At 70.7% G+C, this 23,062-nt stretch carries 16 protein-coding genes; 7 read left to right on the top strand and 9 right to left on the bottom strand.

Going from position 1 to position 23,062, the window contains the following annotated elements:
- The first annotated feature begins 255 nt into the window (after positions 1-255).
- Complete coding sequence (locus BLU09_RS09585) at positions 256-1,281, top strand: arginine N-succinyltransferase (RefSeq protein ID WP_090488449.1); 1,026 nt, start codon at positions 256-258, stop codon at positions 1,279-1,281.
- A gap of 9 nt (positions 1,282-1,290) precedes the next feature.
- Here BLU09_RS09585 and BLU09_RS09580 read toward each other — a convergent pair whose 3' ends face one another.
- Complete coding sequence (locus BLU09_RS09580; RefSeq protein WP_090488447.1) at positions 1,291-2,316, bottom strand: transglutaminase-like domain-containing protein; 1,026 nt, start codon at positions 2,314-2,316, stop codon at positions 1,291-1,293.
- Between the two features lie 62 nt (positions 2,317-2,378).
- Here BLU09_RS09580 and BLU09_RS09575 point away from each other — a divergent pair, with 62 nt between their 5' ends.
- Entirely contained in the window at positions 2,379-5,525 is a 3,147-nt protein-coding gene (locus BLU09_RS09575) for an ABC transporter substrate-binding protein (RefSeq protein WP_090488445.1), read from the top strand.
- A 36-nt stretch (positions 5,526-5,561) separates the two neighbouring features.
- Here BLU09_RS09575 and BLU09_RS09570 read toward each other — a convergent pair whose 3' ends face one another.
- The 6 genes from BLU09_RS09570 to BLU09_RS09545 all read right to left on the bottom strand — a co-directional run bounded on the left by BLU09_RS09570 (position 5,562) and on the right by BLU09_RS09545 (position 11,154).
- Positions 5,562-7,682: a hypothetical protein gene (locus BLU09_RS09570; protein ID WP_244171605.1), complete on the bottom strand. Its 2,121-nt coding sequence runs from the start codon at positions 7,680-7,682 to the stop codon at positions 5,562-5,564.
- A 113-nt stretch (positions 7,683-7,795) separates the two neighbouring features.
- Entirely contained in the window at positions 7,796-8,416 is a 621-nt protein-coding gene (locus BLU09_RS09565; protein WP_090488441.1) for a DedA family protein, read from the bottom strand.
- A gap of 125 nt (positions 8,417-8,541) precedes the next feature.
- The gene (locus tag BLU09_RS09560) at positions 8,542-9,618 is read right to left on the bottom strand and encodes a radical SAM protein (RefSeq protein ID WP_090488439.1); all 1,077 of its coding nucleotides are present in this window, start codon (positions 9,616-9,618) and stop codon (positions 8,542-8,544) included.
- Positions 9,615-9,923, bottom strand: a complete 309-nt coding sequence (locus BLU09_RS09555) for an anti-sigma factor family protein (RefSeq protein WP_225888203.1) — start codon at positions 9,921-9,923, stop codon at positions 9,615-9,617. The genes BLU09_RS09560 and BLU09_RS09555 overlap by 4 nt, the downstream gene beginning before the upstream one ends.
- Positions 9,920-10,534 (bottom strand): RNA polymerase sigma factor, encoded by a 615-nt coding sequence (locus tag BLU09_RS09550; RefSeq protein ID WP_090488437.1) that lies wholly within the window; start codon positions 10,532-10,534, stop codon positions 9,920-9,922. Before BLU09_RS09550 ends, BLU09_RS09555 begins: the two co-directional genes overlap by 4 nt.
- Positions 10,535-10,569: 35 nt before the next feature.
- Positions 10,570-11,154 carry a DNA-3-methyladenine glycosylase gene (locus BLU09_RS09545; RefSeq protein WP_090488436.1) on the bottom strand — a complete coding sequence of 195 codons (585 nt, stop codon included), beginning with the start codon at positions 11,152-11,154 and terminating at the stop codon, positions 10,570-10,572.
- 107 nt (positions 11,155-11,261) lie between these two features.
- Here BLU09_RS09545 and BLU09_RS09540 point away from each other — a divergent pair, with 107 nt between their 5' ends.
- On the top strand, positions 11,262-12,812 hold the full coding sequence (locus tag BLU09_RS09540; protein ID WP_090488434.1) for a 4-alpha-glucanotransferase: 1,551 nt from the start codon (positions 11,262-11,264) through the stop codon (positions 12,810-12,812).
- A gap of 54 nt (positions 12,813-12,866) precedes the next feature.
- Here the strand turns inward: BLU09_RS09540 and BLU09_RS09535 are convergent, their stop codons facing one another.
- A complete protein-coding gene (locus tag BLU09_RS09535) occupies positions 12,867-13,178 on the bottom strand; it encodes a hypothetical protein (protein WP_090488432.1) in 312 nt (103 codons plus the stop codon).
- A gap of 156 nt (positions 13,179-13,334) precedes the next feature.
- On the opposite strand from BLU09_RS09535, the gene BLU09_RS09530 reads away from it, so the two are divergent.
- Complete coding sequence (locus BLU09_RS09530) at positions 13,335-15,482, top strand: BamA/TamA family outer membrane protein (RefSeq protein ID WP_090488430.1); 2,148 nt, start codon at positions 13,335-13,337, stop codon at positions 15,480-15,482.
- Entirely contained in the window at positions 15,479-20,212 is a 4,734-nt protein-coding gene (locus tag BLU09_RS09525) for a translocation/assembly module TamB (RefSeq protein WP_090488428.1), read from the top strand. Before BLU09_RS09530 ends, BLU09_RS09525 begins: the two co-directional genes overlap by 4 nt.
- Before the next feature lie 58 nt (positions 20,213-20,270).
- Here BLU09_RS09525 and BLU09_RS09520 read toward each other — a convergent pair whose 3' ends face one another.
- On the bottom strand, positions 20,271-21,317 hold the full coding sequence (locus BLU09_RS09520; RefSeq protein WP_090488426.1) for a hypothetical protein: 1,047 nt from the start codon (positions 21,315-21,317) through the stop codon (positions 20,271-20,273).
- 348 nt (positions 21,318-21,665) lie between these two features.
- Here BLU09_RS09520 and BLU09_RS09515 point away from each other — a divergent pair, with 348 nt between their 5' ends.
- Entirely contained in the window at positions 21,666-22,574 is a 909-nt protein-coding gene (locus tag BLU09_RS09515) for a LysR family transcriptional regulator (RefSeq protein ID WP_186817745.1), read from the top strand.
- Positions 22,575-22,692: 118 nt separating this feature from the next.
- The gene (trxA, locus tag BLU09_RS09510) at positions 22,693-23,022 is read left to right on the top strand and encodes a thioredoxin (RefSeq protein ID WP_090488423.1); all 330 of its coding nucleotides are present in this window, start codon (positions 22,693-22,695) and stop codon (positions 23,020-23,022) included.
- Positions 23,023-23,062 lie beyond the last annotated feature (40 nt).

Here is a 23,062-nt window from a genome sequence, read left to right as displayed (position 1 = left end):
CACTGCTTCATTCCCCCGCGAAATCCTTCCCGCTGGGCCGGCAAGTGGGCAGGCGGGCATGCAAGGCCTTGAATGTTTCACGCCATGTTTCACGTCGAGCGCAGGGCGGCTGACACACTCCGGGCGTCCTGGCAAGCCGACAGCAACACGTCGCGTCATCAACACGCCGGTCAACCTTCAAGCTGACGGGCGGCAGGTGTGGGGTATAGTCCGCACTTTCCGGCGCTCCGTTCCGGGGGCGCCCCGAGTGTCCCCATGCTTGTCCTGCGTGACGTCCAGAAGACCGACCTGCCCGGGCTCAAAAGGCTCGCGGCCGTGCTGAACACGGTGAACCTGCCGAACAACGAGGAAACGCTGTCGGCCATCGTGGACACGTCGGTGAAGAGCTTCGCGGGCAAGGTGAAGAACCCCTTCGAGCGCGAGTACCTCTTCGTGCTGGAGGACGTGCGAAACAGCCTCATCATCGGCACGTCGATGATCATCGCGCAGCACGGCACCTATGAGGCTCCGCACATCTATTACGAGGTGAGCGAGCGCGAGCACTACTCCGCGTCCCTCTCCCGTCACCTTCGCCACAAGGTCCTCTCCATCGCCTACAACTACGAGGGCCCCACCGAGGTGGGCGGCCTCGTCGTGGACCCGCCCTACCGCGCCACGCCGGACAAGCCCGGCAAGCAGCTGTCCTACGGGCGCTTCCTCTTCATCGCCATGCACCGGCGGCTCTTCCGCCCTCGCGTGCTGGCGGAGTTGCTGCCGCCCCTGCTTCCGGACGGCCGCAGCCTCTTGTGGGAGGCCTGCGGCAAGAAGTTCACCGGCCTCACCTACCAGGAGGCGGACCGCCTCAGCCGGCAGAACAAGGAGTTCATCAAGGAGCTCTTCCCCGCCTCGGACATCTACGCGTCGCTCTTCCCCGCGCGCGTGCAGAAGGTCCTGGGCGAGGTCGGCCCGCAGACGCGCGGCGTGCAGCGCATGCTGGAGCGCATCGGCTTCAAGTACATGGAGCGCATCGACCCGTTCGACGGCGGTCCCCACTTCGAGGCCAACACCGCCGACATCTCCCTCGTGCGCAAGTTCCGCACGCTCAAGGTGGCGGAGGAGGACTTCGACCTGGAGGGGGATGACGTCCTCGTCGCGGCGGAGAGCGACTCCGGCCGCAACCGCTTCCGCGCCGTGCGCTGCCAGGCCCGGCTGGAGAACACCCAGGCCTTCCTGCCCGCACGAGCCAAGGAGGTCCTGGACATCCAGGCCGGCGCGAAGGTGTCCATCATCCCCTTCGAGTAACCTGCTGCCTCACGGCCGGCGCACCACCCGGTGCGCCCCGCGCAGCAGCGACAGCCAGCGCGCCCCCGCCTCCAGCGCGGGGCCCTGCGCCTCCGCCAGGGCGATGGGCAGGTGCGTCTGCGGTGACACCTCGTCCAGGGACGTCGGGTCCAAATCCAACGTCCCGCCCTTTGCCAGCGCCACGCGCACCCAGGCGTGGGGGCGCGCCGGCCCGCCGTCCACCACCAGCAGCCCGTGCACCAGCGCCACCTTCACGCCCCGAGCACGGGCCCCCGCCGCGAAGCGCAGCGCGTGCGCCAGGCACCCTCCCGCCTCGCCCTCGCCGTCCTCGCTCCAGTCCGCGCCACCGGGCGTCTTCTCCGGGAAGGCCGCGTGGACCTCGGCCGCCAGCGCCCGCGCCGCCGCCGCCTTCCACGGCGTCAGCCCCGCGAGCCGCGCGGGAACGGCGAGCGGCGGCTCCAGCGACAGCGCGCCCCGGGCCCCCTCCACGGGCAGTCCGTCCGCGAAGAGCTCGGGAGGCGCGCGCAGCCGCTCCCCTGGCGCGGCCACGGTGAAGCGCGAGTCGCCCACCTCCAGCGCCTCCATCCGGCCATCCGCCCCATAGCGGGCCTGGAAGGCCGTCCCCAACAACGTTCCCTCCACGCGCCGGTCCTCCACCCGGGTGACGCAGTGCGGGCCCTCGCGGCCCGTCAGCTCCTCCCGCCCCACGACACACCCCACGGCGGGCACGCCCTTCCAGAGCCACAGCGCCTGCGGCACCGCCGGCGAGCCACGCACCAGCCCCTGCGCATCCACCTCCAGGGACTGCTCCCGGCGGCGCGCTCCCGCCTTTCCGGCGCGGGTGTGCAGGTGCTGGCTGACGTAGGTAAAACGGCCCGGCTCCAGCTTCAGCGTCACCGTGCCGACCGGCACGCCGCGCCAGGCGAAGACGTAACGCGTGGAATCCACCTGGGGCGCGGGTGGCGCGCCAACGCTACCAGGATTCTCTGGCTTTACCGGGAGCGTCAGCAGCAGCAGGGCAAGCAGGGTGGCCACGGCCCCAGTGTGCGGCGTTTTGAGGACCGGCGCGAGAAGGCGGAGTAGCGTTCCACTCCTTCATGGGCGCCAAACGGTACCTGTTCACGTTCGGCCTGGCGGCAGGGCTGGTCTCCGCGCTCCTCCTGGGGGGGATGCTGCGAGCCGTGTCCGGGGCGCCGCTTCCGAATGCCACCTGGGCGGTGGTGCTGCTCGCCACGCCCGCGCTCTATCTCGCGGGGGGATACCTCGCGTGGTTCCGCTGGGCGGCCCAGCGGCGGCGGGTGCGCCGGCAGGTGATGGCGCGGCTGGCGGAGGGCGACCTCACCACCACGGTGGGGCCGCGCTATGAAGGCCACGAGGACGTGCGCCGCCTCATCCTGTCCCTGCGGCGCGCCCTGGCGCAGGTGCAGCGGGTGACGGCCAACCTGCACCGCACCAGCACGGACGTGAGCGGGCAGGCCCGGATGCTGCTGGAGGCCGCGCGGCGGCAGGGCGGCGCGGTGGAGCGCACGCTGGAGGCCGTCAGCGGCATGGGCGGCAGCCTCCAGGTGGCAGGCAAGCGGGTGCACCAACTGGAGGTCTTCGCCGTCGACACCACCGGCGCGCTGCTGGAGATGACGGAGCGGCTGGAGCAGGTGGTGGACTCGCTGGCCCAGGTCAACACCTTCGCCCACAACACCACGTCGCTGATGCAGGCCATGGCCGAACGGATGGCCAACATCGCCGCGTCCGGTGACGAGCTGGGCCGCTTCGCCAGCGAGGCCGAGGACTTCGTCGCCGCCGTGGAAGGCGGCATCGATTCCGTGCGCCGCCGTGCCAATGAGACGAACCAGCTGGCCATCGCCGTGACGGCCACCGCCGAGCGCGGCGAGGTGCTGGTAGGCGACAGCGTCAAGGGCATGTACCGGGTGGAGGAGACGGTCCGGAAGGCCGCCGAGCTGATGGAGATGCTGGGCACGCGCTCGACGGAAATCGGCCGCATCGTCGACGTCATCCAGGAGATCGCGGACCAGACCAACCTGCTGGCCCTCAATGCCGCCATCATCGCCGCCCAGGCGGGCGTGCAGGGGCGCCCCTTCGGCGTGGTGGCCAACGAGATTCGCAACCTGGCCGAGCGCACCACGCGATCCACCCGCGAAATCGGCGCCATGGTGGCGGGCGTGCGCGACGCCGTACAGACGGCGGCGGCGCTGGTGCAGGAAGGCCGCGAGCGAGCCACCGCCGGTGTGGCCCTGGGCGACCGCGCCGCCGAGGCCCTGGTGGAGATTCGCACCATCACCCAGCGCACCTTCACCGCCGTTGAAGCCACGGTGGCGGAGACGCAACGGCTGGAGGCGCAGGGTGCCACGGTCGTGGAGGCCAGCCGCCGCGTGGCCCTGCGGGTGGAGAACGTCACGCGCATGGCCATCGAACAGTCCGGCCACGCGCGCGAGCTGCTGCGCCAGACGCAGGAGATGGCCCGCGTGGGCCAGGGCGCCTCACAGAAGGCGGAGGCCCAGGCGCGCACCGGGCGTGACCTCTCCGAGTCGGTGGTGCGGCTGAGCGCCGCCTTGGAGGAGCTGCGCTCCGCCAACGTGGTGCTCACCAAGGCCGACGCCTCCATCCGCGAGGAAGTCGCCCAGGTGCGCGAGGACGCTCGCCGGGTCATCCGCATCGGCGACGGGCTGACGCGAACGGTGGACCAGCTGGGCCACGAAGCCGAGGGCCTGGAAGCGGAAGTGTACCACTTCAAGCTCCCCACGCCCCACTCCGGCGGGACGCTGCGCGTGGGCATGCACCAGGCCGCGTCGCTGCGGAACCGCCAGGCGGTGGACCCGCTCTTCAGCGTGGAGAACCAGGTCTCCGAGCTCACCGCGTGCGTGTTCTCCACGCTGGTGCGCAGAGAGGACGGCGGGCTGGAGCCCGACCTGGCCGAGCGCTGGGACGCAGACCCTTCCGCGCGCCGCTACCGCTTCTATCTGCGCCGTGGCGTCGCCTTCCACGACGGCACGCTGCTGACGGCGAGCGACGTGAAGCGCCACCTGGAGCGGCTGCTGGACCCGGCGCTCCGCTCGCCCGACCGGAGCCTCTTGGAGGACGTGGAGGGCGCGCCGGAGTACGCCGCTGGCATGGCGCGTGACGTGTCCGGCCTGGAGGTGCTGGACGACCACACGCTGGAGATTCGCCTCCGCGAGCCCAAGGCGTTCTTCCTCCAGTTGATGGCGCTCACCGCCACCGCGGTGGCCCGGACGGACGCCAACGGGCGGCTGGTGGGCACCGGGCCGTTCCGGCTCCTCGCCCTGGAACCCGAGCACGTGGTGCTGGAGCGAAACCCCTCCTACTGGCGCCCGGGCGTACCGATGGTGGACCGGCTGGAGTTCCTGCTCGCCGGTTCTCGCAAGGAAGCGGTGACGCTGCTGCGCCAGGGGGCGGTGGACCTGGTGTCGTTCCTCGACACGGAGCATGTGGAGCTGCCCGGCCTGGAGGCCTTCCAGCTCGCCGCGAGCACCACGCCCTCCACGGCCTTCGTGGTGCTCAACCACCGGGAGGCGCCCTTCGACGACGTGAGAGTCCGGCGCGCACTCCGCGCGGGCATGGACATCCCGGCCATGGTGAGCCAATTCCACCCCGGCGCGCGCGTGGCTCGCTCACTGACCCCACCCGAGCTGCTGGATGACGCGGACATGGGCCCCGCCCCCGTCCCGGACGTGGCCCTCGCCGAGCGGTTGCTGCGAGAGGCAGGCCTGCGCAGGCTGCGGCTGACGCTCCACCGTCCCACCGGCAATGACCACTCCGCGGAGGACGCGGTGCTCTTCCGCCCCCTGCTCCAGGCCGGGCTGCTGGAGCTGCGCTACGTGGAGATGTCGCTCGAGGAATACACGACCCAGGTGACCGAGGGCCGCCTCCCCGCCTTCCGCAGCCGCTGGCTGGCCGACTACCCGGACCCGGACACCTTCCTGCACTTCCTCCTCCACTCCAACGCCCAGACGGTGTTCCCCATGGGCTACCGGAACCCGGAGCTGGACCGCCTCACCGCCGAGGCCCGCGTCTCCATCGACCCGGAGCTGCGCCGTCAGCTCTATCTGCGCGCGGAGCAGCTCTTCCAAGAAGACTGCCCCCTCATCCCGCTGTACCACGACCGCGCCCACGCGGCCGCGACCCCCGCAGTCCAAAGCCTGAGGCTGCACCAGACGCCGCCCCAGGTGCGCTTCGACGACCTCTGGGTCGACCCGAACGCCGCCACCTGAGACAGCCCAAGGCACGGGTGGCGCGCGACGCCGGCATCACGGAGATTCGATTCTCCTCCGCGAGGGCCCGCCATGGCGCTGCGGCCAGCCGCGGTCCTCCGTCGTGAAGTCCCGCCCCAGGCCGTACGACTCCAGCCGCCACACGCCATCGCGGTTCAAGACGACATACAGGTGCTGCCCCAGGAACGCGGCACCCGCCACCCGCGGGCGACTGGGAAGCGGGCAGCTGCCGACTCGGGCACCTTGAGCAAAGAACTGTATCCAGGCCTGGGGGCCCTCCGGCAGTTCGGCGTCAGCGAGCACCCCCACCGCGCCCCCTTGAAGCAACGCGGCTTCGTACACCGTGCCCGGTGCCACCTCATCCGGAAGCGCATCCACCTCCCACACCACGTGTCCGGACTCCGGGTCCACGGCGCGAAGCACGACACGCTCCTCCCGCGCCGTGCAAGGAACGCCGTCCGTGCGCGCACATGCCCGCGCGAAGAGATGGCCAGGCTGTCCAGCCGAGGACAGGAGCGCCGGCTCCGCGATGGGCACCCGCCCGCTGGCCCCACCGCCCCCTTCCGAGAGCATGACGGGCACGCCGCCATCCTCCGGAACAAAGGCTCGCGCTCCCACCAGCAGCCGCCCACCCGCGATGGCCAGTGACGCACCTCCATCCGGAACACCGCCATCCAGCAGCGCGCTCAACGTCAACGCCGCCCCCCCACCGCCATCCGCCACTCCTGGCGACACCTCCACCCGCGCCAGCCGTCCATCCACCGTGTAGAGATAGGCCGTCCCCAGCACGTCCAGCCCCAGCCGCGCCTCACCTCGCCAGGCTTCGACCTCTGACGCGCCCACCAACGTGCCCGCGTCCTCGCGACCCGACAGCCAGACGAGCCTCGCGGCTTCGGGCGAGGTGCCGCCATCATCCACGCCGCCGGCATCCGGCACGGCCCGCCACGCGACGTACGCGAGGATGTCCTCCTCGTGCGTGAGTGCGATGTGGCTCGCGGCGGCGGCTCCTAGCGGAAGGCCCTCGCCCGCCCCCAGCGACGCCCACGACGCCTGCCACAGACGCGCACCGGAGCCGCGCGGCGCATAGGCCTCGAGCCCCTCTGGCGCATGGACCACCACGCCCGCATCCGACGCGGCCAGCAGCGTCCGCGCGCCCCCATCCGGGTACGAAGACGCGTACCGCAGCAGCCCAGAGCGCGTGTACGCGACCAACTGGCAGCCCGCGTCCCCGCCACACACGGAGGTGTAGAGAGCGTCCTCCGAGACGAGCAACACCGTCCCACCGTCCGCCGCCACCGGCACGCCTTCCAGCTCCAGGCTGAGCTCCGGCGCGAGCTCGACAGGGTCCGGCCGCTGACACACGCCGCCCTGGCACGTCCCTTCTCCCTGGCAGGCGGTAGCGGGCGCGCAGACGAAGCCCTCGGGGGGCGTCACCTCCCGGCACGCGCCGCTGAAGCACAGACGCGCCTTCTGACAGTCCGCCGGGCCGCAAGGACTGAAGTCGTCGGCGTCCACCGCCGTGCAGCCCTCGTCCCGGTCGCACAGCCCCACCTTGCAGGGGTTCTCCGGCGCGGGGCACGCCACCCGCGACGTCACACACCCCCGCGTGGGCGAACACGCATCCACCGTGCACGGGTTGTTGTCGTCACACGTCCTCGGGTGGCCCACGCAGACGCTCGCCTGGCAACGGCCATCCACCTGACAGCGGCTCTCCGGCGTGCACGCGGCGCCTTCCTCCAGCGGCGTCTCCACGCACGTCCCCGATGCCACGTCGAAGCGGGAGTCGAAGCAGGGACGCTCCGGGCACGGCGTGGGCCGGATGCCCAGGCCCATGAGGCGAACGGACTCCGTCAGCCCCGCGCCTGACAGCAGCAGCGTCCCTTCCGACGGCCCATGCCCCGCGGTGAAGACGACCTCCACTTCGGTCGCGCCGCCGCCAGCGACGCTCACCTCGGACGTCACCACGGCGAAGGGCGCCTCCACGGATGCCGCCACCGTCAGGCCCACACGGCCCGTGGCCAGCACCGTCACCGCGCGGCGCGCCTGCGTCCCCTCCAGCACACGGCCGAAGTCCACCACCGCATCCCGGGGCCGGAACCCCTGACGCGAGCCTCCCGTCCCGGAGTCCCCCGACTGGCACCCGCCCACGGCGAGCATGAGCGCCACCCACAATGGACTCCAGGAACGCGCCGGCGGATGCATGCCCGCGACTCAAGCGCGGGGCCGCGCGCCCGTGCAATGCAACGCCAAGGCGCCGTCCTGAGACGAACTCAAGGCCCCGGCGCGGGGGCACGGCGCCGAGCCAACATCCGGATGCCCACGCCAATGGCGCCAATGACGACCAGTCCCACCACCGCGTACTGGTACCGGGTGACGAGCGCCGTCAGCCGCTCCAGATTGCCGCCCACCGCCGCGCCCAGCCCCAGCACCAGCCCGGTATGTGCCATGGCGGACACCGCGCCCAGCGCCAGCGCGTTGAAGCGCGGCATGCGAGAGGCGCCCGCGGCGACGAAGATGAGGCCCCGGATGCCCGGCAGGAAACGATTCACCAGCAGCAACCACGGCCCATTCACGCGCATGCGCGCTTGAACCTGTTCCAGCCGCGCATGGGTGATGCCCAAGAAGCTGCGCTCGGGGTGGGCGTCGAAGCGCTTCGCCAGCCAGTGCCCCACCGCGTAGTTGATGGCCGCGCCCACCACGCTGCCCACCGTCACCACCAGGAAGACGAGCATCCACGGCTGCGAACCACGCACCGCGTACACGCCCCCCAGCAGGGTGATGGTGTCTCCGGGAAAGGGCGGCACGACGTACTCCAGCATCGCCGCCAGCCCCAGCACGAGCAGACCCAGGGGCCCCAGGGCCGAGATGAGCTGGTCGATGAATTCCACCATCCGAGCGTGCGACCTCCGGCGAGTCGTGCCCCGTCGGATTTAAGTCGGAAGCCGCCAACGCGAAAGGTGCTTCCGCCCTGGCCCCGCCAGCGGTGAACATCCCCGGGGCCCACGCGGGGCCCGCGTCATGGCGTCGTGGACGGAGGCGCCTCGGCGGGCCGCGGCATCACCGTGCCGCCATACTGCGTGGCCGCCAGCGTGCCACACGCCGCGCCAATCTCCTTGCCACCGGAGTACCGACGCGCCACCGGCGACTTGAGAATCTGGAGGTGGTCGCGGAACGCGCTCAGCTCCTCGGGCGTGGGCGGCAGGTACTTCCCAGTCGGGTCCGTCACGTCGATGAGGTCCACCTTGATGCGGATGCCCTCGAAGGCGGCCTTCAGCGCCTCGGCGTCCTCGCGGCCCATGTTGAAGCCGCTGATGGCGACATAGGCGATCATCGCCCGCTCGCGCCGCACCTCGCTGTATTCGCGGATGGCGGCGATGAGCTCCGGCAGCGGGTGCGTCTTCTCAATCGGCAGCACCTTCGCTCGCTTCTCCGCGATGGCGCTCGTCACGGAGAAGGCCAGCCGGTACGGATGCCCTTCGCGCACGTAGCGGCGGATCGCCGGCACATGGCCCGCCGTGGAGAAGGTAATCGCCTCGCCCGCGATGGAGAACCCCGCCGGGTGCCGCAGGATGTCCGCGGCCCGCAGCGTCTCCTTGTAGTTGAGCAGCGGCTCCCCCATCCCCATGAAGACGACGCCGCGCACCGGCCGGTCCGCTTCCTCCCGGACCTGGAGCACCTGGTCCAATATCTCCCAGGTCTGGAGGTTCCTTTTGAAGCCCAACTTCCCCGTCATGCAGAAGTCACACGCCAGCGCACAGCCCACCTGGCTGGAGACGCAGATGACGTACTTCTCATCGAAGATGGGGATGCGGACCGCTTCGATACGTCCGCCCAGCGGCGAGTCGAAGAGGTACTTCACGAAGCCGTCGTCCGCGCGGCGGCGCTCGACGATTGCCAGCTTCGGCATCTCTGCGTGGGCACGCAGGTGGTCTCCCACGCGGCGCGGCACCTGACGGGCCGAAGCGACCTCCTCCACGGACTGCGCGCCGTGGGCGAAGACGGCCGCGAACACCTTGCGGACGGCGGCGGGCGACGGGGAGAGCGGCGCGAGCGCGGCCTCCAGCTCCTGCAACGACAATGACTTCAGGTTCACGAGGCGGACTTGATTTTGGAGCGAAGGAACTCGGTGAGCTTCTCGGAGACTTCCTTCGGCATCTTCGCCGCCAGCGCCTTCTTGCACAGCCCGGGGGTGGCCCGGTAGGTGCGCAGGAAGTCCACACAGGGACTGCATCCGCGCAGGTGCTCACGTAGGTGCTGTGTGTCCTCGGGAGACATCTCTCCGTCGAGGAATTGCAGCAGGAGGTTGATGGAATCTTTGCAGTTGTACATCCGAACCTCGGCTGGCTGCGGCGCGCCCTCGTTCCTCTCGATGATGCCGAGCGCTTCGTCGCGTTTCACAACTCGCGGCTATCCCGGTTGTAGAAAGCGTCGATGGCTTCACGGAGCGCGAGCCGTGCCCGGTGCAACCGGCTCTTGATGGCGGGGATGGAGTCCCCCGTCGCCTCTGCAATCTGTTCGTAACTGAGGCCCTCCACGTCTTTCAAGAGGAAGACCTCCCGGTACCCCTCGGGCAGGCGGTCCGAGGCTTGCTGGATGGCGGAGCCCAGCTCGGCGTCCAGGGCCTTCTCCTCGGCGTCCCGGCTCCAATCCGTCTGGGGATACTCCGCCAGGGAGCCACGCTCGGTGAACTCCGGGCCCTGGAGCTCCTGCTCGGCTGCCTGGGCCACGCGGCGGTGGCGCAGGCGCATGAGCGCATGGTTGGCGGCGATGCGGTGCACCCAGGAACCGAAGGCCGCATCCCCCCGGAAATCCTTCAGGTGTTGGTAGGCGGACAGGAAGGTATCCTGGGTGATTTCGGCCGCATCGGCCTCCGAACGGGTCATCCGGAGCGCCAGGCCATACACCTTGTCCCGGTGGGCATCCACCAGGGCCTCGAAGGCGGAAACATCCCCATCCTGTGCGCGAGCGAGGAGCTGACGGTCCTCGCCCATGACGGCCTCGTCGGACATGGCGGGGCGCACCCAACCAGCCAGGAAGCCCGCCGTCAAGCGGGCTTGCGGCGCCCCGGTGGCGGCCCCTTGCTGACATGTTGACTGTCCCGGACCCACAACCGGAAGGGCTCGGCGGCCCAGGTCCCGGCGTAATCCACGCCAATCCGAGGCCCCCGGGACACGGCTGACTCGGGAACAGGCGTCCCGGGTCGAAGGTGCAGCGCGGGCGTACACAGGCCCCGCCGGTTGTGCGCCCGGGTGAGGCCCAGCGCCTTGCACAGGCGGCCCGGCCCGTCCGTGCGCGTCCCCGGGGGCAGGCCCTCCACCGGCTCCACCGCCCGCACCAGCACCGCCGCGCCCACCCCCGTGGCATCCGTCACCACGTTGAAACAGTGGTGCATGCCATAAATCAGATAGACGTACGCCACGCCGGCCGGTCCGAACATGACCTCGGTGCGAGGGGTGAGCCCCTTGGCCGCGTGGCACGCCAGGTCATGCTCGCCGACATAGGCCTCCGTCTCCACGATGCGGCCCACCCGGCACTGCCCGCCCTCCTCCACCACCAGCCAGGCGCCGAGCAGCTCCCGAGCGACCACCAGCGCGGGACGGGCGTAGAAAGACTCCGGCAACCAGTTCACACCTGGATGTTAACGGCCCTTCCGTCCGGAAAGCGAAGAACCCAGACACACTCGGAGAGCGTCCGCAGTTCCCACCAGCGCGGGGCTGGGGCAGATTGCATCGCACCATGTCCACCCCTGGCCGGCTCTCCGGTCTCTTGCTCCCGCTCTTCTCCCTCCGCTCGCAGACCGACTTTGGCATCGGTGACTTCGGTGCCCTGGAGGGACTGTTCACCTGGATGAAGGCCGCCCGCCAGCGGATGCTGATGGTGCTGCCGCTGCTGCCCACCGCGCCGGGCGACCCGAGCCCCTACGCAACGCGCTCGGCCTTCGGCCTCAATCCCCTCTTCATCGACCTGCAGCGGCTGCCGGAGTTCACCGCGGCCGGCGGCGAGGCGGCCCTGTCCGACGCCCAGCGCGCCCAGCTGGCCGAGGCGCGCTCGGCGCCGCGCGTGCGCTACGATTTGGTCTTCCCCCTCAAGGACACCGCCTTCGCGCGCGCCTTCGACGTCTTCGAAGCGCAGCACTGGGCGCCTCAGTCCGAGCGGGCGAAGGCCTTCCGCCAGTGGCGCGACGCCCAGGGCGAATGGCTGGAGAGCTACGCGCTCTTCACCGCCATCAGCGAGCAGGAGGACCGCCGCCCGTGGTGGGAGTGGCCGGAGCCGCTGCGCACCCGTCAGCCCGAGGCCCTGGCCCAGAAGGGCCGGGAGCTGGAGCGCCGCGTGCGCTACCACGCCTGGCTCCAGTGGGTGGCCGAGCAGCAGTGGAACGAGGTGCGGACGCAGGCCCGCGCCAAGGACGTCCTCCTGTGCGGCGACGAGCCGTTCATCATCGGGCAGGACAGCGCGGACGTGTGGGCGCACCCGGACATCCTGCGGCGCGACGCCCGCCTGGGCGTGCCTCCGGATGACTTCTCCGCCACGGGCCAGGACTGGGGCCTGCCCTACTTCGACCTGGCGGCCATGGAGAAGGACGACTTCGCGTGGCTGAAGACGCGCGCGAAGAAGGCGGCCAGCTACTACGACTTGCGTCGCGTGGACCACGCGGTGGGGTACTTCCGGCAGTGGATTCGCGACGCGCAGACGCCCACCGGGCGCTTCATCCCGCCGGACGAGGAGAGCCACCGCCGCCTGGGCGAGAAGACCTTCCGCCTGCTGTCCGAGGGCGCTGGCATCGTCGCCGAGGACCTGGGCGTGATTCCGCCCTTCGTGCGCCACATCCTCGCGGAGCTCCAGCTGCCCGGCTACCGGGTGATGCGCTGGGAGCGCGACGACAACCACTACCGCGACCCGCGCCAGTTCCCGGCGGTGTCCCTGGTCACCACCGGCACGCATGACACGGACACGGTGGCCGAGTGGTGGGAGGGCGCGGGCGACCACGAGCGGCATGCGGCGGCGCGCGCATGGCCGGAGCTCAACGGCGTGGCCATCACCCGCGAGTTCACCCCGGACGTGCACCGGGCCATGCTGGCCTCGGCGCTCAACGCCAACAGCGACCTGTGCGTGTTGCCCTGGCAGGACGTGCTCGGCACCCGGGACCGCATCAACCTGCCCGGCTCCATGAGCGATTCGAACTGGGCCTACCGCATCGAGCAGAACGTGAGCGACCTGCTCACCGATTCGCGCACGCGCGAGGCCGCTGAACGGCTGGCCTGGCTCACCGCGTCCGCGCGGCGCTGAGACACCGTCCGCCCGGGGCCCCGAAGCGAGCGGACACGCGCGACCGTGACGGCCTCACGGCTTGATGCACTTCACCTGGGCCGGGAAGCCGTCGAACAGGGCGCAGGTGCGGTTGGAGTTGGCGCACTCCAACCGCTCGCAGATGTCGTCGAAGACGCAGATGGGCGGCGAGCGGCCGAACTCCAGGAAGATTTCCGCGCAGAACTGGTACGGGTTCACGCAGCCGAACGAGCCGCAGTAGGGCGCGTCCGACAAGCTCTCGCCCTCCTTGGGGCGCACCGCCTCGTCCTCGGAGACACCACACGAGGACGCGCATACCGCGAGCACGGAGAACACCAGGCTTCTGATTCGCCGGGACTGGGCCATGACCCCCCATCTTGGGCCAGGTGGGAGCGGCTTGCACGTCTTCGCGAGGCGCCATTCCGCGGCACCGGACACTGGGGTTTGACCCGACGTCCCGGTATGCGACAAAGCATTGCCATCCTGGACGGAAGAAGTGTTGGGGCCGCGAGCCTTCCAGCTATGAAACACCCCGTGGCCGCCGACCTGCTCAGATACCTCCGCCTTGCCACTCCGCTCGCGCTGCTGCTCACCGCGGCCTGCGCCACCACGAATGCGCCGCCCCCTTCGGGGCCCAAGGTCACCGACCTGGAAATCCGGGGCACGGACCAGGTGAGAGAGGGCGCCATCAAGGACCGCATCCTCACCACCGCCACGCCCTTCTGGGGCTTCTGGCCCTTTGGCGGCCCCAGCTACTTCGACGCCAACGCCTGGCAGGCGGACCTGCGCCGCATCGAGCGGTACTACCAGGCCCAGGGCTTCTACCAGGCGAAGGTCACCCACGCCGAGGTGAAGCCGGCCGGTGACGACAAGGTCGCCATCGACATCAGCGTGCAGGAGGGCGAACCCACCCGCATCAGCGAAATCCAGGTGACGGGCCTGGACACCCTGCCGGAGGACGTGCGCGAGGAGCACCGCAAGTACGTGCTGGATGGACTGCCCCTGCGCGAAGGCGACATCTTCAAGGAAGAGTCCTGGGAGGAAGCGAAGGTCCGCGTCCAGGAGCGGCTGCGCGAGCTGGCCTACGCCGAGGCCGAAGTCGACGGCGAGGTCCGGGTGGACGTGGACACGAGGCAGGCGGTGGTGGAATTGCGCACCCGGCCCGGCATTCGCTACCGCTTCGGCAACACCTTCGTCGCCACGGACGCCAATCCCCAGGTGCCTCCGCGCCGCATCATCGAGCAGGTGACGGGCGCGCTGAAGAAGGGGGACTGGTACAGCGAGACGGCGCTGGCCAACGCGCAGGCGCGCGTGTTCCGCATGGGCGTGTTCGGCGCGGTGAAGGTGAACCGCGGCGCGCCGGACCGCGAATCCGGCACGGTGCCGGTGGTGGTGGACGTGCGCGAGGCGCCCTTCCGCTCCGTGCGGCTGGGCGGCGGCCTGGGCGTGGACGCGGCCCGGCAGGAGGTCCGCGCGGTGGGCGAGTGGACGCACCGCAACTTCGGCGGCGGCCTGCGCCGCTTCACCGTCCGCGGCCGGCTGGGCTACGCCTTCATCCCCAACGTCCTCAACTTCAACAAGGACGGTCCCGTCTTCGACGTCACCGCCGAGTACGAGCAGCCCCGCTTCCTCTTCAGGGACTTGCGGGCGCAGAACTCGCTCAGCGTGGAGAAGGGCCTGGAGCAGGCCTATGACTTCTGGGGCGGCAGGCTCCAGACGGGTGTCATCTGGCAGCCGCACCCCGACTTCTCCATCTTCCCGTCGTACAACCTCCAGGTGTACCGGCTCAGCGGCCGCGTCAGCGCCGACTCCCGCGTGCCGCCCATCGTCCTGGGCTGCGGCGAGGGCCAGGCGCAGTGCAACGTGGCGCTCAGCTTCCTGGAGCTGGCCTTCACCTGGGACCGGCGCGATGACGTCATCGAGCCACGCGACGGCTACTACATCTCCCTCTCCGTCCAGAAGGGCGGAGGCACGCCCCTCATGGGAGACTTCAACTACGTCCGCTTGCTGCCCGACCTGCGCGTCTACCGTTCGTTCGGCGAGGACAAGCGGTTCATCCTGGCGGCGAAGGTGCGCGCGGGCACGCTGAACCCCGCGGGCGGCAGCCAGAGCTCCATCGTCACCCGCTTCTTCTCGGGCGGTGGCACGTTCATGCGCGGCTTCAACGGCCAGCGCCTGTCCCCCCTGGCCGCCCTGCAACGCACGGCGGACGTGGACGGCGACGGCAACCCGGATGTCGTCCAGGACGCGGAATGGGACACCGTGCCCGTGGGTGGCAACAGCCTCTTCGAGACCTCGGTGGAGATGCGCTACCAGTTCACGGAGAGCCTGATGGTGGCGGCCTTCTATGACACGGGCCTGGTGGGCATCGAGGACTTCTCCCACGCGAACCGGCCCAAGCTCTTCGGCCCCCAGCACTACCACGCCGTGGGCATGGGCCTGCGGTATCTGACGGTCGTCGGGCCCGTCCGGCTGGACATCGCCCGGCGGTTGAACATTGGCGGGGGATTGCCCGTTTCCACCCCGGGATACATCTATCCCGAAGCCGGAGGCTGCTTCGGCATCGGAAGCCGGTGGAGGCCCACGGGCCCGACGACGCCCAGCGGCGCGTTCGCGGGCGCTCCGGACGGGCTGTGCGCGCTGCACCTGTCGATTGGAGAGGCGTTTTGACGGAATCCGCCCCGAGCGCCGCGCCTCCCCCACCCCGCCGGCCCGCGCGCTGGGGCCGCCGCGTGCTGTGGGGCCTGCTGGGCCTCGTGGGCCTCATCGTGCTCGTCGTCGCGGGCGTGCTCGTCTTCGTCACGACGTCGCGCGGAGAGGCCTGGCTCGTCCAGAAGGGACTCGCGCTGGCCCATGAGCAGCTCTCCGGCCGGCTGGAGCTGGGGCGCCTGGACCTGTCCCTGAGCGGCGTCATCCTCGAGGACGTGAAGCTGTATGACCCCGAAGGCGAGCTGGTGGCGGAGATTGCCCGGGTGGACGTGCGCGCGCGGCTGGCGGGGCTGGTGCGCCAGCACGTGAACCTCCCCTCCGCGCGCCTCGAGCGTCCGCGCCTGTATCTGGCCCAGGACGAGCGCGGACTGAACCTGACGCGCGCGCTGGAGCCCCGCACGCCCAGCCCCGAGGAGCCCTCCCAGGGCCGCGGCTCGCTGACGCTGGACTTGCACGAGCTCGTGCTCGAGGACGGCTATGTCGACTTCCGTCAGGCGGTGCCCGAAGGCGGTGAGCGGCAGGTGCGGCTGGAGGACCTGGATGCCCGGGGCTCGGCCCGCTACGCCGCCGCGACGCAGGGCGTGGGCGCGAACCTGGACGCCACCGCGAACCTCGCCCGTCCCGTGCCTGGGCCCGTGCGGCTGGCGCTGAAGGCCCGCGGCGAAGAGGGCGCCTTCGAAGGCGATGTCGACCTGGAGGCCGCGGGGCTGGTGTTGGACGCCAGCGGCCGCGCGAAGCTCCCGCCAGAGACGCCGCCGGGCGCGCCGGAGGGCCGGCTCCAAGCAGGACTGGAGCTGCGGCGCCTATCCGCGCCGCCCGACCTGCTGCGGGCCTTCGTGCCCAACTGGCCTTTGCGGGTGCCGGTGTCCGCGGAGGGCTCCGCCGGACTGGACGGCGACGCGGCGCGGGTGGACGTCACCGCGAAGGCCGCCAGCGCCTCCGTGTCCGTGAAGGGCGGCATGGATTTGGAGCGGATGCGCACCGACGGCCTGTCCGTGAAGGCGCGCGACGTGGACCTGTCGGAGCTGATGGCGCAGGGCCCCAAGACGCGCATCGCCGCGGACCTGGACGCGAAGGGCGGAGGCACGAGCCTGGAGTCGATGGAAGGCGAGGTGAAGCTCACCGTGTCCCCCTCCCAATACCTGGGCCAGCCGCTGGGTCCGGTGGAGCTGGAGGCCAGCGCGAAGGAGGGCCGGTATTCGCTGATGCGGCTGCGGATGCTCGCGCCGGGCGTGGCCCTGCAGGCCAAGGGAGACGGCACCGCGGAGTCGGTGAACCTGCAAGGCGGCCTCACCGCCGGCAACCTCGCCCTGCTCTCGCAGATGCTGTCCAAGCTGATGCCGGGCGTGGTGGCCCCCATGGCGGGCAACGGCACGTTGGACTTCTCCGTGAAGGGCCCGCTGCGCACGCCCGCCGTGAAGGTCGACGGTGGCTTCGCGGCGCTGCGGTACGGCGACGTGGCGGCGCAGGAGGTGTCCCTGAAGCTGGAGATGCCGGACGTCAGCCACCCCCTCACGTCCAACGCCACGCTGGTGGTGTCCCGGCTGAAGGCGGGCGGACGGGACTTGCGCGACGTCGCCGTCACGCTGGCCACGCAGGACCGTGCGCTGGAGGCCAGCGTGCGCGTGGCGGGAGACGCGGAGCTGGGGCTCACGCTCAGTGGCCAGGTGGACGGCAATCGCCAGGGACTGGCCATCCGGCAGCTGGCGCTGTTCTGGCCGGAGGCCACCTGGACGCTCCAGGCGCCCACGCACCTGGGCTTCGGCGGAGGCAACGTCGAGGTGGCGCCCCCGCTGCGGCTCGCGTCGGAGGGGCAGACGCTGTCGCTACAGGGCGCGATGCGCGGCCAGCGCGTCAACGCGCGCGTGGAACTGGGCGCGCTCGATTTGTCGCGGCTGCCCAGGGCCTTCGTCCCGGAGTCGCTGGGCCTGGGGGGCAGGCTGACAGGCCACGCCGCCGTCAGCGGGACGATGGCGCGCCCCGACGCGGAGACCGACCTGCGGCTGGAAGACGGCAGCGCGCGCGGCTACGAGGGGCTCCAGGCGAAGCTGAAGGCGCGCTACGTGAAGGACCGCGCCACCGGGACACTGGCGGCCAGCCTGCCCGTGGCGCGGCTCGCCGCCGAGTTTGACGTGCCGGTGCAGGGCGTGCTCAAGCGCCGGCGCGATGCGATGTCCGTGCGCCTGAATCTGGAGGACCTGGACATCGCCGGCGCCATGAAGCTCGCGGGCCAGCCCGAGAGCGCCAGCGGCCGGCTGGCCGGCACGCTGACCGTGGAAGGCCCCGCGCGTGAGCCCCTGCTGGACTTCACCCTGCGCGGGCAGGACGTGCGCTACCAGACGCCGCCGCCGGGCTTCTCGCTGCCCGTGCCGTTGGCCTTCCAGCTGCGCGCCGCGTCCGACCGCGAGGACCAGACGCTGGATGCGCGCCTGGACGTGGAGGGTGTGGGCTCGCAGATGTACCTGGCCCTGCGGACGCCCTTCACGGTGGGCGGGCTGCTGGCGAAGCCGCCCACGCCCGATGAGCTCCTGGCGACGACGCTGGGCGTGGAGGCCCGCGTGACGCAGTTGCCCCTCACGCTGCTCGAAGGCATGAGCGGCGTGCAGCGGCCGGGCGGCACGGTGACGGCGCACCTGGACTTCGAGGGCTCGGTCCTGGTGCCCCACGCGACGCTGCGCGTGCAGGCCAACGCGGTGACGATGAACGGGCTGCCACCCATGAACGGGCAGCTCAGCGTCGTGGGCGGCGACAAGGACGTGAAGCTCACGCTGAACGCGCAGCGCCAGGACGGACCGTTGGCGCAGCTCACGGCCACGCTGGCGGCCCCGCTGGGCGCGCTCCAGGACCGCGAGGTCTACGGCTACATCCCCTTCGACATCACCGGCCGCGTGGGCCCGGTGCCGCTCCAGGAGCTTCCCGGCCTGGCCACCCCGGCGTCGCCCGTGGCGGAGGGCGCGCCGCCACCGCAGGGCGGCCGGCCCCAGGGCATCCAGGGCGTGCTGGCCATGGAGCTGGGCGCGCGGGGCACGCTCGACACGCCGCAGGTGGAGCTCACCGCCGGCGTGCAGGACCTGGGCGTGGGCAACACGGGGCTGGGCCAGGTGCGCCTGAACTACACGTACCGGGACACCCGCTCCCGCTTCGACCTGCTGCTCACCGAGCCGGGCGGCGGCACCATGCTGGTGAACGGAGGCCTGGGCCTGGACGTGTCACTGCCCGCGCTCAACCGGGGCCTCCAGACAGACAACGCTCCGGTGGAGGTCGCGCTCAAGGCGCGCAACTTCAACCCGGCCTTCCTGTCCGGCACGGTGGAGATGCTGCGCAGCATCGGCGGCGTGCTCCAGGCGGACGCCAGCGTCGCCGGCACGTTGGGCGCGCCCCGCATCAACGGCAGCGTGGAGTGGAAGGACGGCAAGCTGGGGCTGATGGGCCTGGGCGAGTACCGCGACATCCAGCTCGCCCTGAAGGCCAGCCGCGAATCCATCGCCGTCACGACGCTGTCGGCGAAGGCCGGCAACGGCTCCCTGCACCTCAACTCGCCACTGACCGCGGTGCTCAACGCCCGGAATGAGTACGAGCTGTCCAGCCCCGGGACGTCCGACCCGCCGCTGGTGATGCGCAACTTCCCCATCATCGTCGACGACCAGCTCATGGCGCTGGTGAGCCTGCGCGCGAAGGTGGAGGGCACGCTGTCCCAGCGACTGGTCAACCTGCGCAACGTCACCATCCCCGAGGCCACCATCGAGCTGCCGGAAGCCAAGCGCAAGGACCTGCAGGCGCTGGAGCGGCCCGGTGACGTGGTGCTGGTACGCAACGGAGAGCCGCTGGACCGCAAGAAGCGCAAGGAAGCGGCCCAGGCGCAGCCCCCGGCGAATCCCAACGAGCCCCCCGCGGAAGGCGCGGCCCCGGCGGAGGGCGTGGCGGTGGAAGACGAGGAAACGGCCACGCCCCCCATCGTGTTCTGGGTGAATGTGAATGCGCCCCGCAACCTCTGGGTGAAGGGCTCCGACATCAACGCGGAGCTGGGACTGTCGGATGACTTTCGCGTCGAATACACGGACGTGGCGCGCCTGTTCGGTGAAGTGCGCGTGCTGCGCGGACGCGTGGACGTGCTCGGCCGCCGCTTCGACATCCAGCGCGACAGCCAGGTGCGCTTCACCGGCCCGGCCATGGCGCCGTACATCAACGTCACCGCCGAGCACCGCAACGACAGCGCCAAGGTCACCGTGTTCGTCACCATCCGGGGCCAGGGGCGGGAAATCACGCTCAAGCCCACCAGTGACCCGCCGCTGCCGGAGTCGGAAATCTACACGCTGCTGGCGACGGGCCGACGCACGCTGGAGCGCAGCTCCGGTGCCTCCATGAACGCCAGCGCGCAGGCCGCGTCCGTGGTGGGCTCGCTGGTGGCCAACGAGGCCCGCAAGGCCCTGGCCGCGAAGCTGCCCCTGGACGTGGTCTCCATCGAGGCGGGGGACTCCGGCATCGCGGGCACCAAGCTGGAAGTCGGCACCTACGTGACGGACAAAATCTACGTCGGCTACACCGGCCGCGTGGGCGCCAACCTCCAGCAGGGAGAGAACGCCAACGCGGTGCGCTTCGAGTACCAGCTGGGCACGCGCTGGAGCCTGGAGGGCCAGTACGGCGACGCGCGCTCGGGCGGGTTGGACCTCATCTGGACCAACCAGTACTGAGGCTCGCTGGGACACGGCGGGCTCCCGTCCTTCCGGGCGGGAGCCGCCGCTTCGACGACTAGAGGCCGTACATCGCGAAGCACGAGCCCGCGGGGCCCGCGCCGGAAATGGGCGCGCTCGGCGCGCTCAGCCACGTGCTGTTGGCGCCGCACTGGTGCCACTGCTGGTCGCCCGTGGACTGCACGCAGGTGCGCGGCGGCACGGAGCGGCCCAGCGTGGCGGAGGAGCACCAGCCATAGGACGCGGTGCAGTTCGTGGGCTTGGTGGTGCTGCCCGCGGTGAAGGCGCCCGACTGGCACTGCCGCCACATGGCATCCGACGAGCTCTGCACGCAGCCGAGCTCCGGCACGGTGGTGTCGGCCGTCTCGGAGTAGCAGCCGGAGGCGGAGCCCCACGCATACGCCGACTCGTAGCGGTGGTAGACGACGGACACCAGCGACGAGCCGCCCACGTTGGTGCGGCCACACTGGAGGGCGTACGCGCCCACCCAGGGCGTGTACGTGTAGAGCGCCGCCGTCGCCTTGTTGGCGGGACGCACCGAGCACGGGTCCGACGTGGACTTCGTCACACCCACGCGCCAGCCGGAGATGGTGGCACGGCCCGCGTCCAGGTCCGTCAGGTAGCCGCGCAGCTTCTTGGCGGAGCAGTCAATCTGCTTGCCGAAGCCCACGTATTGCGCGTCACAGCCGCTGGTGTCCGGACAGCCACAGCCGGTGGCCTTGGCCAGGTTGTTGGAGTTGCCGCTCTGGATGAGGCTGGACTCCACCTGGATGCGGGCCAGCATGTACAGCGGGCTGATGCCAAAGGCCTTGGAGCGCTCGACGATGAGCGCGGCGGCCGTCTTGTTGCTGAAGGCCGGGTCCCGGTAGTTCGCCAGGAACGAGTTGTTCTGCTGGAGGAAGGCCTGCACCTGCGCGGTGGTAATCCACTGGCCGCCGGTGATGTCGGTGTCCTCCAGCAGCCGGTGCATGTCGTACTTCGTGGTGGCCTCCAGCAGCACCTGGCCAGTCAACTCATCGATGACGGGCTCATCTGCCTCGTCGATGGGACCACAGCCGGCCGCCACCAACGCGGGCACCAGGAGCAACCACAATCGCGTCTTCATCGCGTCCTCGGGGGGATGGGCCGCGAACCCGGAGAGCGGCGCTCACCGTCCACCGGACACGGCCTGGGGGAGTCCGAGGCTCCAGCCGCGTGAAACATTATTCAAGAATTTCTTATCTTTAATGCCTAACGGATTATTAATGTCCTGCTGAATCCGTCACCCAGGCTACACAGACAGCGCGCGGGCGCCGGGAGTAGCGTACCCGCCATGAGGCACTTCCTCGCTGGCGAAGGGCGGCAGACGACGCCGGAGACAGACAGGCCCCGTGCATCTCCACCCTGGCGCCCTGAGCGCCCTGCCCGTCCGTAGGCTGACCGCGTGCCCACAAGCCCGCCCCTCCTGGATGACATGCTCCTCTTCACCGAGGTGGTGGCGACCGGTGGCATCACCGCCGCGGCGGAGCGGCTGGGGCTGCGCAAATCCACGGTGAGCCGCCGCCTCGCGGCATTGGAAGAGCGGTTCGGCGTCCGGCTCATCGAGCGCAATACGCGCGGGCTCCGGCTGACGGAGGTGGGCCGCGACTACCACGCCCACTGCGCGCGGCTGGTGGCGGAGGCTCGCGAGGTGAATCGCGCGCTCGGCGAGTCGCGCGTCACGCCGCAGGGCACCTTGCGCATCGCCACGCTCTCACTGCTGGGCGAGCTGCTGACACCGCTCATCGCCGAGCTGCTGTTGCGCAATCCCCTGCTCCGCGTGGAAGTCTCACTCGCCGAAGCGCACGTGGACCTCATCTCCGAGGAGTACGACGTGGCGCTGCGGACCGGCCCGCTCGCGGACTCCGCCATGGTGGCCCGAAGGCTCGGGCGCCTTCGCACCGGCTACTACGCCAGCCCCGCCTATCTCGCGAGGCAAGGGGCACCCCGGACCTCGGCGGAGCTGCAAGGTCATGCCTGCGTCGTGCTCGCCACGCCCGGCACCGACGAGGTCTGGTTCTTCGGCGAGGGCCGCGGCGCGAAGAGCCTGCCGGTGACGGGACGGCTGCGCGTTCCCAGCGTGCGCGCGGGACAAGCGGCCGCGCGCGCGGGCCTGGGCGTGGTGCGGCTTCCTGCCTCGCTCGTCGCCGAGGACGTGCGCGGCGGGCTCCTCGTTCCGGTGCTGGAAGCCGAGACGCCGCCGGGCATCCCTGTCTTCGCCGTCTATCCCAGCAGGCGACAGCTCCCGCCCAAGGTGCGCGCCTTCCTGGCGTTGTTGAGTGAACGCGGCGCCTCGCTCCCCTGGGACGACGCCACCGAGCCCACGTCCTCCCGGAGCCGGTAAGGGACCTCGCGCAACACTGCGTTCCCTCGCGGGCGCTCGTCCGTTCCCGTAGAGGCCACTACACCTGTGTCCACACCCAGGCAGGGCCACGCGCCCGGCCGAACGAGGAGGACACGCCATGACGACGAACGTCATCTCGCTGGACGACGCGCACTTTCAACGGGAGGTGCTGGAGTCATCCGAGCCCGTGCTGGTGGACTTCACCGCTGCCTGGTGCCCGCCGTGCCGTGCGCTCGCCCCCGTGCTCGACGCGATTGCCGCCGATTTCCGGGGCCGGCTGAAGGTGACCCGCCTGGACGTGGACGACCATCCGGAGTCCGCCATGCGCTATGGCATCCGCTCCGTCCCGGCGCTGCTGCTCTTCAAGGAGGGCAAGGTGGTGCGGCAACTGCTGGGCGCCCAGCCTCGCGCCAAGCTGGAGCAGGAACTGCGCACCCACCTCGGGTGACGCGGCGCCCCTCTTCCTTCAGGCCGTATTGGCCAGCAGG

The sequence above is a fragment of the Myxococcus virescens genome (assembly GCF_900101905.1).
Taxonomy (GTDB): domain Bacteria; phylum Myxococcota; class Myxococcia; order Myxococcales; family Myxococcaceae; genus Myxococcus; species Myxococcus virescens.
The sequence above is the reverse complement of the archived record's forward strand: the minus strand, read 5'-3'. Positions and strand labels throughout refer to the sequence as shown.

Coding starts and splice junctions, on each gene's coding strand:
- BLU09_RS09520 (WP_090488426.1), bottom strand. CDS start 21,317: ATGAAGACGCGATTGTGGTTGCTCCTGGTGCCCGCGTTGGTGGCGGCC.
- BLU09_RS09540 (WP_090488434.1), top strand. CDS start 11,262: ATGTCCACCCCTGGCCGGCTCTCCGGTCTCTTGCTCCCGCTCTTCTCC.
- BLU09_RS09515 (WP_186817745.1), top strand. CDS start 21,666: ATGCTCCTCTTCACCGAGGTGGTGGCGACCGGTGGCATCACCGCCGCG.
- trxA (WP_090488423.1), top strand. CDS start 22,693: ATGACGACGAACGTCATCTCGCTGGACGACGCGCACTTTCAACGGGAG.
- BLU09_RS09550 (WP_090488437.1), bottom strand. CDS start 10,534: ATGTCCGACGAGGCCGTCATGGGCGAGGACCGTCAGCTCCTCGCTCGC.
- BLU09_RS09570 (WP_244171605.1), bottom strand. CDS start 7,682: ATGCTCGCCGTGGGCGGGTGCCAGTCGGGGGACTCCGGGACGGGAGGC.
- BLU09_RS09575 (WP_090488445.1), top strand. CDS start 2,379: ATGGGCGCCAAACGGTACCTGTTCACGTTCGGCCTGGCGGCAGGGCTG.
- BLU09_RS09565 (WP_090488441.1), bottom strand. CDS start 8,416: ATGGTGGAATTCATCGACCAGCTCATCTCGGCCCTGGGGCCCCTGGGT.
- BLU09_RS09585 (WP_090488449.1), top strand. CDS start 256: ATGCTTGTCCTGCGTGACGTCCAGAAGACCGACCTGCCCGGGCTCAAA.
- BLU09_RS09530 (WP_090488430.1), top strand. CDS start 13,335: ATGAAACACCCCGTGGCCGCCGACCTGCTCAGATACCTCCGCCTTGCC.
- BLU09_RS09535 (WP_090488432.1), bottom strand. CDS start 13,178: ATGGCCCAGTCCCGGCGAATCAGAAGCCTGGTGTTCTCCGTGCTCGCG.